We start from the raw sequence: 14,824 nt of genomic DNA on the forward strand, positions 1-14,824 counted from the left end.
CTATCCCTACGGGACGTAGGAAGACGCGAGAAAATTAGCCGCCCAGCTTAGGCGCTGGCGCCAGGCATGCCGGTAAGGCGCCGGTTAAATCGGTGCTCGTATCGCTCGTTAACCCTGCACAACGACAGATCGACAGGGGTTGACCGTGGACCTTCAGAGCATTCTCAGCAGGCTGTTCGCCAATGCCCATGGCGTGGGCATCGAGGGCGTCTACCAGTTCGTCTTCGCCCATGACCGGGCCTTCTGGTCGGAGGTACGCGAGCAGAGCCGCACCGGTGTTGGCCGCCACGCCGCGCCGGACGTCACCATCGAGGTAGCCGAACGCGACTTTCTCGGGATCATGGGCGGCACGGCCAATGTCGAGGAACTGTTCGCCAGTGCGCGGCTGAAGATCACCGGCAACATGGGCCTGGCCACGCTGCTGCCGCAGATCATCAACAGCGCGCGGCAAGGCACTTCGGCCAGCAAGGTGGCCATGAATCAACGCTACCCTACGCCCGCACGCATCAGCGAACGTGTATCGGCAGCGCAGCCTGTGCTGCGTGAGGTACCCCGCCTGCCGCGGGCGCAGCTGTCAGCCGAGCGTTTTGCCCGGGAGTACCTGCCGCTGGGCATGCCGGTGGTGATGAGCGATGCCCTGCACGACTGGCCGCTGTTCAGCATGGGGCGTGAGGCGTCCATCGCGCACTTTGCCGAGCTGCAAGGCATCACCCGCCACGGCGATTATGTGAAGAAAACTTTCTCCACCGACCGCGACTTTCGCGCCACCTCCATGGCCGACTTCATTGCCTCGCTGGATACGCCGGCCAAACCGGGTGAAACCCCAGCCTACATGGGCAACAACATCGTCCCGGAAAAGCTCCTGGCGCTGATCCGCTTCCCCGACTACTTCGAGCGTTCGCGCTACATCGCGCCGCGCATCTGGATTGGGCCCAAGGGCACGCTCACCCCCTTGCACCGGGATGACACCGACAACCTGTTCGCCCAGGTCTGGGGGCAGAAGTCGTTCATCCTTGCCGCCCCGCATCACCGTCCGGCGCTGGGCACCTGGTCGACCAGCCCCAAGGGTGGCCTGGACGGCTGCGACTTCAACCCCGATGCCGCCGACTACCAGCGGTTCCCGGCCGCCCGCGATGTGCCGTTCCTGCGTGTGGTGCTGCAAGCCGGCGACCTGCTGTTCTTGCCCGAGGGCTGGTTCCACCAGGTGGAGTCGGTGTCCACCTCGCTGTCGGTCAACTTCTGGGTGAACTCCGGTCGCGGTTGGTAAGGCGCGGTTAATTTGCCTGGGCGTCGGCTCGTTTCTCAGCAAAGACGTCTGCACGAGAACGCCCCATGCCCAGCCCAGCCCGCTTGACCCAAACCCTCCAGCAAGGCCTGCGCCGTCTGATTGGCGGCGCCAGGCGCCAACCCCAGCCCTACCGCCTGTTCGACCTGGTGCTCAGCCGCCGCCTGAGCCTCACACCTTCGCTCACCCGGCTGGTGTTCACAGGCCCCGACGTGGCGCAGATGACCACCCTGGCACCGGACCAGCGGGTGAAGCTGTTCTTCCCCGCGCCCGATGGCTCCCTTGCGCAACTGCCTGCCGACCAGCACTGGAAGGCCGCCCACAGCGCGCTCGCTGCCGAACAGCGCCCACCGATGCGTACCTACACCTTGCGCGCGCTGCGCCCAGAGGCCTTGGAGGTGGACGTGGATTTCGTCTTGCACGGTGTCAACGGCCCTGCCTCTGCCTGGGCTACCGAGGCGCGGCCGGGGGATCGCCTGCAGATGCTGGCACCGAACCTGGCCCATGCGGGAGACCCTGGTGGGTACGAGTGGAAGCCGCCGCAAGGGGTACGCAACGTGTTGCTGGTCGGGGATGAAACGGCGCTGCCAGCGATTGCCGGCATCCTCGAAGCTCTGGCCGTGACGCAACCGGACCTGGCGGTGCAGGCGTTCATTGAAGTGCCCTTGCAGGCCGACTGCCTGGAGGTGCGTCACGGCAGCGGCGTTGAGCTGCACTGGCTGCCACGGGATCTTTTGAACTGCGCGCAGGGCCAGGCCATGCTGCATACCGTGCGTGAACTGGCCCGACTGCCCCAGGGGCACGCAGTGCCCGAGGCCAGGCTGGAAGATATCGATATTGACACGCGCATTCTGTGGGAACAGGCCAGTACCGCCTGCAGCGTGTTCCACGCCTGGGTGGCGGGCGAGTCGGCCACGGTCATGGCCATCCGTCGCCATTTGATCAAGGAGCGCGGGTTGCCACGTCAATGGCTGACCCTGATGGGCTACTGGCGCGCTGGCAGAACCCTGGACTGACGGGGCGTGTAGCCGGGGGCACACGGCCCCCCGCTGGACTCAGACCGCCGCGGCCACGGCAGCGGCGAAGCGCTGAGCGACCTCGTCGACCTGCTCGTCGCTGATGATCAAGGGCGGCAGGAAACGCACCACTGCCCCGTGGCGGCCACCGAGTTCCAGGATCAGGCCTCGCTTGAGGCACTCGCGCTGTACGCGCGGGGCCAGTTCGCGGTTGGCCGGCGGGTGCCCCTGGGCGTCTGCCATGCCTTGCGGATCGACCAATTCCACGCCCAGCATCAACCCCCGACCACGGATATCCCCCAACTGCGGATAATCTGCCTGCAGGCGCTGCAAATGCCCGCGCAGGCGCTGACCCATGGCCTCGGCATGGTCGGCCAGGCGGTGCTCGACCAGGTATTCGAGCACGGCAGACCCTGCAGCCATGGCCATCTGGTTGCCGCGGAAGGTGCCGGCATGGGCGCCTGGCTTCCAGGTGTCGAGCCAGTCGCGGTAGACCACCACGGCCAGGGGCAGGCTGCCACCGATGGCCTTGGACAGGGTGACGACGTCTGGCACGATACCGGCGTGTTCGAAGGCGAACATGCGTCCGGTCCGGGCGAAACCGCTCTGGATTTCATCGACGATCAGCGCAACACCCGCCTGCTCGGTGATGCGCCGTACGCCCTTGAGCCACTCGATGTCGGCGGGTATCACGCCGCCTTCGCCCTGCACCACTTCCAGAATCACCGCGGCTGGCAGCGGCACCCCGCTTTCGGGGTCGAGCAGCAGGTTTTCCAGGTAGTGCAGGTTGGCCTTCACCCCCGCTTCGCCGCCCAGGCCGAACGGGCAGCGGTAGTCGTAGGGGTATGGCATGAACTGCACGCCGCTGCCCAACAATGCGCCCAGGGGCTGCTTGGGACCCAGGCTACCCATCAGGCTCAGTGCCCCTTGGCTCATGCCGTGGTAGGCGCCCTGGAAGGTCAGGACCGTGCTGCGGCCGGTGGCGCTGCGCACCAGCTTCAGCGCGGCCTCCACCGCATCGGTACCGGTCGGGCCACAGAACTGCACCTTGGCTTCACGGCGCAGTGCTTCGGGCAGCACGGCGAACAAGTCCTGGACGAAGCGGTCCTTGACTGGGGTAGTCAGGTCCAGGGTGTGCAGGGGGAGTTCATCGGCCAGCACGCGCTGGATGGCTTCGACTACCACGGGGTGGTTGTGGCCCAGCGCCAGCGTACCGGCACCGGCCAGGCAATCGATGAACTGGCGGCCTTCGACGTCCTCGACATAAATGCCACGGGCGCGCTTGAGGGCCAGCGGGATACGGCGGGGGTAGCTGCGGGCATTGGATTCCTGTTGCTGCTGGCGGTGCAGCAGCGGCGAATCGGTGAATTCGTACAGGGGGTGCGGGGTGGTGGCCGGTGGGACCTGAGCAAGGCTGGTAGCGGTGGACATGGTGGATCCTCGCAAGCAAGCGAATGGGCGGTAGTCGCTTGAGAGACGCTTAGCCGGGGGGAGGATTTAGGGGGGCTTTGCTCTTGCTCTTGCTCTTGCTCTTGCTCTTGCTCTTGCTCTTGCTCTTGCTCTTGCTCTTGCTCTTGCTCTTGCTCTTGCTCTTGCTCTTGCTCTTGATCTGGCTTTTGATCTTGCTTTTGATCTTGCTTTTGATCTTCGCGACTTCAGAAGGCCGAACGCAGGTCTTGCGGAGGGAGGTGACAGGCATGGATGCCTGTCAAGCGCTGGGCCCCAGGATGGGGCCTACAGCGCGGTCCTCCCGGGAGCAAGACCGGAGTGAGGGAACCCCGAAGCGCAGCGTAGGGGCCGTATGAACGGAGCGCAGCGTTTTTTGGTTACTTTTTGTCGCGTTTGACAAAAAGTGACTCGCCGTTGAACTGACCCCCGAATGTTGGACACCTATCTCACCGGAGGGTGTCCCATGACGAAATACAACCTGGCGCTCAAACAGGCACTCATCGAAGAGTGCCTTTCTGCTCCTAGCATTCATGAAGTGGCGCTAAAGCATGACCTCAGTCCATCGATGCTACGTCGGTGGGTAAAGGGCTATGAAAAACACGGCGCAGCCGGTTTAAGTGCCAAGTACAGCCGCTACGATGCCCAGTTCAAATTGAAGGTTTTGCAGTGCATTGAGCAAGAAGGATTGTCTGCCCAGCAAGCCTGCATCCAGTTTGATATTCGTGGCCCAAGTAGCATCAGGCAGTGGAAAAGGTTGTATGATCAAGGCGGAGTTGAAGCACTTCATCCGCATCATACCCGAGAGTTGAGCATGCCCCGTAAGCCATCGAAAAAAACCAGCGCAAGTCCTCCTACCGCTTCGGATAGCGACCTGACACCCGAGCAAATGCTCGAAGAGCTGGAATATCTGCGTGCGGAGAATGCTTACCTAAAAAAGCTCGATGCCTTGATCCAAGCGGACCCTCGCACTGCGCAGGCGAGAAAACGAAGGCTGTCCAGGGATTGAGGCACGGGCATCGACTCGCTCTGCTGTTACGTGCTGCCGGGCTTGCACGTAGTACCTTTTATTACCAAAGCAAGGTGTTGTTGACTGACAAGCATGCGGCTTTGAAAGAGAGTATCAACAACGTCTATCACGAGCATAAGGGACGGTATGGCTATCGCCGGATCACTGAGACCCTCAAGCACAACGGTCGGATGATTAATCACAAGAAGGTGCAGCGACTGATGCAGCTGATGGGTCTCCAGTCGCTGGTCAGGGCGAAGAAATATCGCTCGTACCGAGGCTCAGAGGGACTGGTTGCGCCTGATCTGCTCAGGCGAGAATTCAAGGCAGGAGCCCCTAATCAGAAATGGGCAACCGACGTGACAGAGTTCAAAGTGAAGGGGCAGAAGCTGTTTCTTTCGCCGTTGATGGACCTGTATAACGGCGAAATCCTCGCTTATCAGATTAACCGGCGCCCGGAGTTCAAGATGGTCTCGGCAATGCTTGAGCAAGCCTTTGAGCGGCTGAATCCAGGTGATAAACCGATATTGCACTCCGATCAAGGATGGCAGTACAGGCAGCCCACTTACCGGCATATGCTGGCCGAGAAGAACATTGAGCAGAGTATGTCGCGTAAGGGCAACTGCCTAGACAACGCCGCAATGGAAAGCTTTTTCGGCACACTCAAGAGCGAATATTTTTACCTGGAGTCGTTTGAAAATGTCGAGCAGTTGGCTTCAGGACTTGATGATTACATCGCTTACTACAACCAAAAACGCATCAGTCTCAGACTTAATGGCCTGAGTCCGATACAATTTCGGACCCACGCGCTGGCCCCATAGCGCTCACTGTCCAACTTTTGGGGGTCAGTTCACGTAAGGGCGAAAAGGTGACTAAGCGTCGCCATCGCAAATGGACTATGCTCTCTTTCAATACCCACGCCAACGCAATCAAACTTGAAACTTGAAACTTGAAACTTGAAAGCGCGGGCGCACATAGCAAGTTGGTATTCATTGGCGCGGGTGGCGCACAGTCACCTTTCCGCCCTTACGGCGGCTCACTTTTTGTCTTGTCAAAAAGTAAGCAAAAACCGCCTGCTCCTATCATCCGGCCCCTACGCTGCGCTCCGGGGTTCCCTCGCTCCGGGCTTGCTCCCGGGAGAACCGCGCTGCAGGCCCCATCCTGGGGCCCAGCGCTTGACAGGCATCCATGCCTGTCACCTCCCTCCGCAAGCCCTGCGCTCGGCCTCCTGAAGTCGCGATCTGCGGCGCCTGAACTACCGCGCGCTTAGAAGCAAGAGCAACTGCAACTGCAACTGCAACTGCAACTGCAACTGCAATACTTATAGAGCGAGAAGTCTACCGAAATATTTAGCAGCCGACATCTTTACCGACTATAAAAGTGCTAGTTTACTCAACCAGGTTTGCCCGGTGTGCTTCTAGGCCCCAGAACTTCATACAAAACCCAGGATCACCCCGCAGGCCGCGCCGGCACCTGCAAGACCACCCTCAACCCATCACTTCGGCTATCGAACTTCAGGCTGCCTGCACAGCGCTGCACGATTGCCTGGACAATGGCCAGGCCAAGCCCGCAGCCGCTGCTCTGACCATGACGCCAGAAGCGCTCGGTCAGGTGCCCGAGGTCTGCCTCGGCGATGCCCGGCCCGTGATCGCGCACCACGAAGCCCACCTGCCCTTCAGCTGCCTGTACCTCCAGCTCCACCGCCTCGTCACCGCCATGGCGCAGGGCGTTGTCCAGCAGGTTGCGCAGCGCCGCCACCGCTAGCGGTGCGGGCATGCTCAGGTAGACCAGGGCAGCCTCGGGCGGCAAGTTCAGGACGATCCTGCGGTTGTCACCACCCCCGGCGTCCTGCACCGCCTGACGCGCGACTTGCTCGGCACTGCACTGCACACCGTCGTCGAACGACAAGCTACCCTCGACCCGTGCCAGCATGAGCAATTGCTCCAGGGTCCGGTGCATGCGATCGGCACCCTGTTCGGCATGTTCGAGCGCTTGTTCGCGCACCGCGCCCTCGGTCATGCGGGCGACCTGCAGGTGGGTCTTGATGGCTGTCAGCGGGCTGCGCAGTTCATGGGCGGCATCGTCGGTCAGGCGTCGCTCGCGCTCGATGGTCTGGGCAATGCGCACGAACAGCTGGTTCTGGGTTTCCAGCAACGGCTGGAGCTCACTGGGCATGCCCGCCACCTGCAACGGCTCGACACTGTCGGGGCGCCTGCGGCGCAGGGCATCGCGCATGCGATTGAGCGGTTCAAGGCCCTTTCCCAGCCCGATCCAGAGCAAGCCCAGGCTGCCCAGCAAGGCCATCAGCACCGGCGCCGAGGCAGCGAGCAGGATGGACTGATTCAGGGCTTCGCGCTCCATGCGCCGGTCGGCCGTGGTGATGCGCACATCGCCATGGTTGTAAGTAAAGGTGCGCCATGAGGCATCGTCGATGGTCTGGTCACGAAAACCACTGCGCCCGTCATCCATGACGCCATCGTGCTTGTGGTTGCTGGCCAGGATTTCCCCGCGCAGCGAGCTGACCTGGCAGGCCATGCCGTCCGGTACGCTCAACTGGTCGGCCGCGTAGTGGGTACCTTCGCCCTTGACGCTGAGCGGCTGGGGCAGTTGGTCGATCAGGCCGGCCACCATGCGTGCAGATGCCACCAGGCGCTGGTCGAGGGAGAACATCATCTGCTGGCGCAGGTCGCGCAGCATCCAGGCGGCAGCCAGCGCCCAAATGATCACGAAAGCGCTGCCCAGGATCAGGCTCAAACGCACACGTAGGCTCATGTTGGCGTCTCGGTTGGCGCATTGGCAGGGCCCAGGCGATAGCCTAGCCCGCGCACGGTCTCGACGATGCCGTTGCCCAGCTTGCGGCGCAGGTGATGGATATGCACGTTCAGCGCATTGCTTTCCACTTCGTCGTTGAAACCGTACACGCAGTCCTTCAACTGCTCGCTGGACAGCACGCGCCCGGCGTTCTGCAACAGGGCCTGGAGCAAGGCTTGCTCACGACGGGACAGGTCCACGGGTTTGCCGGCCAGGGTCGCCTCGCAGCTGCTGGGGTCGTAACGCAGCGGGCCATGCTCGATCACGTTCACCGCACGGCCGGCGACACGGCGCAGCAGGGTGTGCAGGCGCGCGGCCAGTTCGCGCAGGTCGAACGGCTTGAGCAGATAGTCGTCGGCCCCCGCTTGCAGGCCGTCGACCCGGTCAGTGACCGCATCACGGGCGGTGAGCACCAGCACTGGCAAGGTCTCGCCTTGCTGACGCAGGCGGCGCAGCAGCTTCAGGCCGTCCTCGTCGGGCAGGCCAAGGTCGAGGATCATCACATCGAATTGCGCGGCCTGAAGCATGGCCCGGGCGCCGGCGGCATTGCCCACCCGGTCAACAGTCAGGCCCTGTGCGGCAAGGCCTGCACAGATGCCGGCAGCGATGAGGTCGTCGTCCTCGCAAAGCAGAACGTGCATGGATGGGGCTCCCGCAATGGTGTAACCGACATTGCAGCGTGAATGGATTAAGGGGGAATTATGGACGCAGGCACAGGGTTTGGGGAAAAGGATTGGGCGGGGATACGTGCAGATTGCCCGACGGTCAACGAGCGGTCTTGCAAGAGCGCCGGACCATGCGGTGCTTAACTTTGTGGGGTCAACTGTCATGCACCCCATCTGGAGCCTAGCGGCTTCCCGTGTGGGAGCGGCCCTTGTGCCGCGATGGGCCGCAAGGCGGCCCCGGCACTATAAGCTGCGAAGCTTAAACCTTAAAACAGCGCACTCCCCCCATGACCGATCCAGCCAGGCCCTTTTTACAGAGATCGCTATCTTACAGATACAGCGCAGCACAACGTGCCCCACCCTGCTCAACGCCCTGAAAAGCCCAGCGCCTGAGGCGTATCCACATCCATCAGCACCCCGGCATCTGACACCTCGATCACCGTGCAACTGGCGCGGTTGGCATGCACCACTGCTCTGGCGCCTTCGTCACCGGTCAGCCCTAACAGCGCCGGCCAGAACGCGCGCCCGAAGATCACAGGGTGACCTTGCTGCCCTGCATGACGCGCCAGCACGATGGTCGAAGCCTGGGCGGCCTCGGCCAAGTGCCTGAGGGTCGCGGCCTCAATCCACGGCATGTCCCCCAGCAGGATGGCCACCGCCTGCGCATCGCTGTCAGCCAGGGCGGCGACACCTGCCGCCAGGCTGTGGCCCATGCCCGAAGCCGCCTGGGCACTGACCACCCAACCACAGGCGGTACCCAGGTCGAAGTCCTCGCGGCCCTCGTCCTCGCGCACCACGACCCGCACATCCTCGAACACTGCCTCGGCCCGTTGTACACACTGGGCCAACAGGCCGCGCCCGTCGGGCAGCAAGGCCCGGCGCTTGTCGGCACCGAAGCGCCTGCTGCGCCCAGCGGCCAACACCAGCGCCGCCACCTTCACAAGGCGGCTCGGTCGAGGCCGTTGCGCACCCGCAGTACATCTGCCAACACCGCCAAAGCGATCTCGGCCGGTGTCTTGCTGCCCAGGTTGAGGCCAATGGGCGCATGGATACGGTCCAGCGCATCGGCATTCAGGCCGCCGATGCGTTGCAGCCGCTCGCGGCGCTTATCGGAAGTGGCACGCGAACCCATCACGCCAATGTAGAACGCCGCGGTGCGCACGGCCTCGAGCATGGCCAGGTCGTCGATCTTGGGGTCGTGGGTGAGCGCGACCACGGCGGTGTCGGCATGACAACCGCCATTGAAGATGAATTCCGAAGGCAGCTCGCGGCGTATCTCGATACCGTCGATCTGCACCCCGTCGAGCACCTCTTCACGCGGCTCGCACAGCACCACTTCAAACCCCATGGCTTTGGCGAATTCGGCGCAGTACTGGGCAACACTGGAATACCCCGCCAGCAGCAGCCGCTGGGCGGCACCCACGCGCAGGTGCACGTAGTCGCCGTCACGGTGCACACGCGGCCCTTGACCGGCAGCGTCCGCCAGCCCCTGGATGCCGCTGGGCACCTTCACCTGGCGCAGCACCCGACGCTGGCCCAGCAGCGCGCTTTCCAGCTGGCGCAGATGGTCTTGCACCTGGCAACTGGACGGCAGGCTTTCCACCAGCACGTCCAGCACGCCGCCACAGGGCAAGCTGACCCGCGAGCGCGGGTCGCTGCCATCGCCGTAGCGCACGATGGCAGCCGGTTGCACGAACTCGCCCAGGGCCACGCGTTCAAGAAAATCGTCTTCAACGCAGCCGCCGGACAACGACCCCAGCCACTGGCCCTGGTCGTTGACTGCCAGCAACGAGCCCGGCGCGCGGGGCGCCGAGCCGTAAGTGGCGAGCACGGTGCACAACCACACCGCCTGACCTGTGCTGGACCACTGCAACGCCTGACGAATCACCTGTAGATCGAGATGCTGCACGCTTTACTCCGCTTTCAGCTCGGCCAGCTGTTGTTCACTGAGATCACCGGGCAGCCCGCCCCATGCTTGACGCAGGTAGTTGACCATGTCGGTCACCTGGCGTTCATCGAGCTTATCAGCGAACCCTGGCATCGGCTGCATGCGCTCGAAGCCGGTGAACTGCTGTTCGCGGATTCCGTCGAGTATCACCTTGACCAGGTTGCGCGAATCGGCCTGGCGCAGCACCGTATTGCCCTGCATCGCCACGGCGATGTGCGGCTTGCCCTGGCCTTCCACGCCATGGCAACCGGCGCACACGTTCAGGTACTGCTGGCGGCCGCGCTGGGCACTGTCGCTCATCTGCGCCAGCGGCACGGGCGCGATCACCTTGGCCGCCGGGGGGTTGTCGCCCAGCAGGTAAGTGGCCATGGCGGCAAGGTCGGCGTCTTCCAGGTGCTGAGTGCTCAGGTGCACCACCGGGAACATCTCATTGAACATGCTGCCCTGGGCGCTGATCCCGTGCTTGAGGAACGTGGTGAGGTCCGGTTGCGACCAGCCGCGCTCGGCCAGGTCGGTGGCCAGCAGGCTTGGGGCGAGGTAGCCGTTGAGCAGACCGCCACTCAGGCGCAGGTCCTGCTGCAAGGCGCCGACCGCGTTGCGCGGGGTGTGGCACTCGCCGCAGTGCCCCATGACCTCGACCAGGTACTGGCCACGCTGCCAGGCGCGGCTGCTGCCTTCGACAGGCTGGGCCTGCACGCTCTTGCCGTACAGCATGTTCCAGCCGCTCAGACCCAGGCGCACGTTGAACGGAAAGCGCAGGGCCGTCTGTGGTGCCGGGCGATGGACCGGGGCGATGGTCTTGAGGTAGGCGAAGATTGCATCGGAGTCTTCACGCCGCATCAGGTGATACGAGGTATAGGGCATGGCCGGATACAGGTTGGCGCCGTCCTTGCGCTTGCCTTGGGTAACGGCCGCGAAGAACTCCTCGGCGCTGTAGTTGCCGATGCCGTACTGCTTGTCGGGGGTGATGTTGGTGCCGTAGATGGTGCCAAACGGCGAATGAATCGGCAGGCCCCCGGCAAACGGCGCCCCGCCCTCGGCCGTGTGGCACGCCATGCAGTCGGCAGCCCGGGCCAGGTACTGGCCGCGCTTGAGCTGGGCGTCATCACTGGCCAGCGCCGAGCACGTTGCGGCAAGGCCGAACGCCAGCGCCAGGGCGCTACGGAAAAAGCCCATGCTCAACCCTCCTTCACCAGGCCGAGGTCATCGAGCACCGTGCGCGTGGCCTGGTAGTAACGCACATAGCCGGTGCAACGGCAGATGTGGTGGCCAAGGCTGGCTTCGATACGTGCTTGCACCTCGCTCTTTTTCAGCGGTTGGCGCTGGGCGGTTTCCACCAGCACCGTGGCGGCGTTGACGAAGCCTGGTGCGCAGTAGCTGCACTGGAACGCGAACAGGTCGACGAACTTCTGCTGGATCGGGTTCAACGTAAGGTTGCCGGCCTCGTCCTGCTGGGCGTGGCCCTCGATGGTACGGACCTTCTTGCCTTCGAAGTAATGGGCGCCGGTGATACAGGTGCGCACTTCTTCGCTGGTACCGTCGGGGTTGTCGACGATCACCACGCAGGCGTGGCAGATACCCTGCCCGCAACCCAGGCGCGAGCCGGTGAGGTTCTGGTGCTCGTGCAGGTAGTCGATCATTGCCAGGTCGTCAGGGACCTGGACCGGGCCGACCGGTTGACCGTTGAGGGTCAGTTGCAGTGGACGGTTAGCCATTGAGGGCCTCCTGGATACGGGCTGGGGTAATGGGAAGATCGCGTACGCGCTTGCCGATGGCATGGGCCACGGCATTGCCGATGGCACCGACGATCGGGATCATCACCACCTCGGCGATGCCTTTGGACGGGTCGGTGGGTGAAAGCGGCGGGAGGATCTCGCTGCTTTGCGTCCATACCGCCACATCACGCGCGTGCGGCAGGCGGTAGCGGTTGAAGTTCCAGTCGCCCTCCCCCGGCCCGCCTTCGTACAACGGCATTTCCTCAGTCAGCGCATGGCCGATGCCCATGGCAATGCCGCCTTCGAGCTGGCCCTTGACCAGTTCAGGCACCAACACGCGGCCGCATTCGACCCAACTGTGGTGATCGAGCACCTGCACCTGATGCGTGCCCTTGTTCACCTTGACCTCCACCAAGGTGGCGACCGGGCTGTAATAGGTGACCATGGCGTTGTTCAACTGAGTATCGGGGTAGGCGGGGTTCTGACGGTCGAGCAGGTGGTAGCCGCTGCTGGTCATCTGCGCCTTCTTGGCATTAGCGGCGCCGTCGCCGTACTTCACAGCCAACGCGTCGAGCGGGAAACGTTCACGCACGCCGTCGATGACGAAGTCGGACTCAGCCCAGCTCCAGCGGTTGAAGCCGTGCACGCTCACGCCTGTCACCAGGCCCATGGCATGGGCCTTTTCGGCCAGCTGCGCAAAGGGAATAGGCGCCAGGCCGTTGCCGGTCAGCTCACCGTTGACCCACACAGCGTTTTCCCGACGCACCACCAACGGGTTGGCCTGGCCGCCATGCGGGCCCTGGGTCCAGATAGCCATGGCAGCAGGCCATAGGCCGTGATTGAACAACGCGCGAGCTGCCTCGCGAGTGGCATGGCTGAAGTAGAACGCCGAGTTGGTCGCCGACGAGGGTGAGGCCAGTTTGCCAACCCAGCGCGGGTTACGCAGGGCGGCATCCTGTTCGGCCTGGCTGATCAGGTACGGGTTGCCGCTGGTGGACAGTTGCAGCTCGGGCCACTCGGTGACGGCCGTGAGCACGTCGTCGGCCGAACGGCCCAGGAAATCGCTGACCACCAGCGCCTGGGAGGTGGACATGCCGGTGCCCAGCTCGGTGCCGATGTGGCGCAGGCTGATGCGCCCGTCGCGGCTGAACTCGATGCTGGCCATCGGCGCTTCGGCGCCGGTGCCGAAGTCTTTCTGGCAGATGGCAAAGCCGGTGCCGTACCAGTGATCCGGGTCGCTGGCCTCGCGCCGTTGCTTGCGGGCATCACGTTCACGCCAGCCTTCGTGCTGAGCCGCCTTGTCGAGGATCTCGTGCAGGCGCAATGCACCGGCTGGCACCGCACCCTGGGTGTTCTTCATACCCGACTTCAGGGCATTGTTGCGCCGCAGGTCGATGGCATCGACGCCCAGGCGGCCGGCCACTTCGTCGACCATCATCTCGGTGGCGGCCATGCTTTGCAGGGTGCCGTAACCGCGCATGGAACCGGCTTCCACTGCCCGCGAATGATAGGCAGTGACTGCTAGATCGTTCTGCGGCATGTAGTAGATCGACTGGGCAGCGGTCGCGCCCACGGCGGCGACGGAGGGGCTGTAGTTGATGCGACCGCCGCCGTCACAGCTCATGTCGGCACGGAAGATCTTGAAGCTGTTGTCCTTCTTGTCCACCGCCAGTTGGTAGCGGATGTCGAAAGCGTGGCGCTTGATGCCGCTCTGGAATTGCTCGTAGCGGTCGTTGGCCAGGCGCACCGGCACGCCCTCGCCGTACAGCGCCGCCACGGCAGCGTAGAAGACGAAGATGTTGTTGTCCTTGGACCCGTAGCCAACGGTGTAGCCTGGGTGCATGTTCAAGTGCTTGAGACCAAAGCGTGACGGCTTGATCATGTGCACGCATTCCTGCGCGGCCTCGAACGGGCACTGGGTCGCCACGACGAAATGCAGGGTGCCGCTGGCCACGTCGAACCAGCCGTTGCCGTTGTCTGGCTCCAAGGCCGCCGGCTCGATGGAGGGGGTCTTGAAGCGCTCGTCGAAGACCAGCCAGTCCTCGGGCGGGTTGGCCAGCTGTTCGGCCATGCGGTTGGCGTAGAACAGGCCCTGCTGGGTCAGGTCGCCGTGTTGGTTGGGCGATTTGGACCACACCGGCTTGCGGTTGAGGATGGTGGGAAACAGCGGCGAATCCTTCAGGCTGGAGAATTCGTCCTCGTCGAACGGGGTGGCACCGCCTACCCGCACGAAGCGGAAACTGCCGTAGGGGTCACGCTGGTACAACGGCGCCTGGGCACCGTAGCGAATCACCTGGTCGTTGAATTGCAGCAAGCGCTTGGCCTGACGGAAGCGCTCGAAGTCGTGCCAGATCAGCAGCGCGACCGGATGGCCGATGAACATCGGTACCTTGCCAGGGGGCAAGAGTGGGTCTGGCGAATGCGCCTCGGGCCAGGCTATGCCGTCGCGTTCCAGGTCGGCAGCGGTGACGATGCGGTCCGGCTGCAACTCGGCACCCAGCAGGCTGAGGTCGTGGCCTTCGTAGAGGCGGTCGGCCTTGGTGGCCTTGAGCAACAGTGCATGGCCTTGCTGCGCAGGCCAGCCGGGCATGTCCTTGGCACGAATGTCACGGGCGAAGACCTTGTTGCCACAGACTTTCGACAACGCGTCGTTACGAAAGCGCGCCTTGCCATCATGGTTCATCCATTTGAGCGGCGAGGCGGTAACCCGGTCCTCCAGCAGCGCGGCGAACGCCTGGCTGCCAAGCGGCGCCATCGTCACGCCGACGCCAGCGATCAGGCCGCCTTGCAGGAAGGCGCGCCGAGAAATATCACGGTTGGACATGCTTGATCCTCTGGGCAGCAGGGGGTGCTGCCCATGTGTTCTTAATTCTTGTGCAGGGGTCGAGGGGGTCGAAACCCTGTCGTGCAGGTCAGGAAAAACTGACTT

12 protein-coding genes are annotated in these 14,824 nt (G+C 63.5%); 3 read left to right on the top strand and 9 right to left on the bottom strand.

All coding sequences use genetic code 11. The features are described from left to right. The first annotated feature begins 145 nt into the window (after positions 1–145). Both B2J77_RS13445 and B2J77_RS13450 read left to right on the top strand, forming a co-directional pair. Positions 146–1,267, top strand: a complete 1,122-nt coding sequence (locus B2J77_RS13445) for a cupin-like domain-containing protein (RefSeq protein WP_078478837.1) — start codon at positions 146–148, stop codon at positions 1,265–1,267. A gap of 65 nt (positions 1,268–1,332) precedes the next feature. Beyond that, positions 1,333–2,301 carry a siderophore-interacting protein gene (locus tag B2J77_RS13450; protein ID WP_078478838.1) on the top strand — a complete coding sequence of 323 codons (969 nt, stop codon included), beginning with the start codon at positions 1,333–1,335 and terminating at the stop codon, positions 2,299–2,301. 39 nt (positions 2,302–2,340) lie between these two features. Here B2J77_RS13450 and B2J77_RS13455 read toward each other — a convergent pair whose 3' ends face one another. After that, a complete protein-coding gene (locus tag B2J77_RS13455) occupies positions 2,341–3,732 on the bottom strand; it encodes an aspartate aminotransferase family protein (RefSeq protein ID WP_058606009.1) in 1,392 nt (463 codons plus the stop codon). Positions 3,733–3,781: 49 nt separating this feature from the next. After that, on the bottom strand, positions 3,782–4,000 hold the full coding sequence (locus B2J77_RS21530; protein WP_194286084.1) for a hypothetical protein: 219 nt from the start codon (positions 3,998–4,000) through the stop codon (positions 3,782–3,784). Between the two features lie 213 nt (positions 4,001–4,213). On the opposite strand from B2J77_RS21530, the gene B2J77_RS13465 reads away from it, so the two are divergent. After that, positions 4,214–5,577 (top strand): IS3 family transposase gene (locus B2J77_RS13465; protein WP_100850704.1). Its coding sequence is split into 2 segments (ribosomal slippage): positions 4,214–4,679 and positions 4,679–5,577, totalling 1,365 coding nucleotides; the frame shifts between segments, so codons are not numbered across the junction. Positions 5,578–6,205: 628 nt separating this feature from the next. Here B2J77_RS13465 and B2J77_RS13470 read toward each other — a convergent pair. From B2J77_RS13470 to B2J77_RS13500, 7 genes are all read right to left on the bottom strand, one after another. Continuing rightward, the gene (locus B2J77_RS13470) at positions 6,206–7,528 is read right to left on the bottom strand and encodes an ATP-binding protein (protein WP_058638445.1); all 1,323 of its coding nucleotides are present in this window, start codon (positions 7,526–7,528) and stop codon (positions 6,206–6,208) included. Beyond that, a complete protein-coding gene (locus B2J77_RS13475) occupies positions 7,525–8,208 on the bottom strand; it encodes a response regulator transcription factor (RefSeq protein WP_058604839.1) in 684 nt (227 codons plus the stop codon). Before B2J77_RS13475 ends, B2J77_RS13470 begins: the two co-directional genes overlap by 4 nt. Before the next feature lie 389 nt (positions 8,209–8,597). After that, entirely contained in the window at positions 8,598–9,173 is a 576-nt protein-coding gene (locus B2J77_RS13480) for a nucleotidyltransferase family protein (protein WP_058638444.1), read from the bottom strand. Continuing rightward, positions 9,170–10,141 (bottom strand): XdhC family protein, encoded by a 972-nt coding sequence (locus B2J77_RS13485; RefSeq protein ID WP_058638443.1) that lies wholly within the window; start codon positions 10,139–10,141, stop codon positions 9,170–9,172. The genes B2J77_RS13480 and B2J77_RS13485 overlap by 4 nt, the downstream gene beginning before the upstream one ends. Before the next feature lie 3 nt (positions 10,142–10,144). Continuing rightward, on the bottom strand, positions 10,145–11,356 hold the full coding sequence (locus B2J77_RS13490; protein WP_078478839.1) for a cytochrome c: 1,212 nt from the start codon (positions 11,354–11,356) through the stop codon (positions 10,145–10,147). Positions 11,357–11,358: 2 nt separating this feature from the next. Continuing rightward, the gene (locus B2J77_RS13495; protein ID WP_023535868.1) at positions 11,359–11,895 is read right to left on the bottom strand and encodes a (2Fe-2S)-binding protein; all 537 of its coding nucleotides are present in this window, start codon (positions 11,893–11,895) and stop codon (positions 11,359–11,361) included. Next, positions 11,888–14,719 carry a xanthine dehydrogenase family protein molybdopterin-binding subunit gene (locus tag B2J77_RS13500; RefSeq protein WP_078478840.1) on the bottom strand — a complete coding sequence of 944 codons (2,832 nt, stop codon included), beginning with the start codon at positions 14,717–14,719 and terminating at the stop codon, positions 11,888–11,890. Before B2J77_RS13500 ends, B2J77_RS13495 begins: the two co-directional genes overlap by 8 nt. Between the last annotated feature and the right edge of the window lie 105 nt (positions 14,720–14,824).

The sequence above is a fragment of the Pseudomonas parafulva genome, from assembly GCF_002021815.1.
Lineage (GTDB): Bacteria > Pseudomonadota > Gammaproteobacteria > Pseudomonadales > Pseudomonadaceae > Aquipseudomonas > Aquipseudomonas parafulva_B.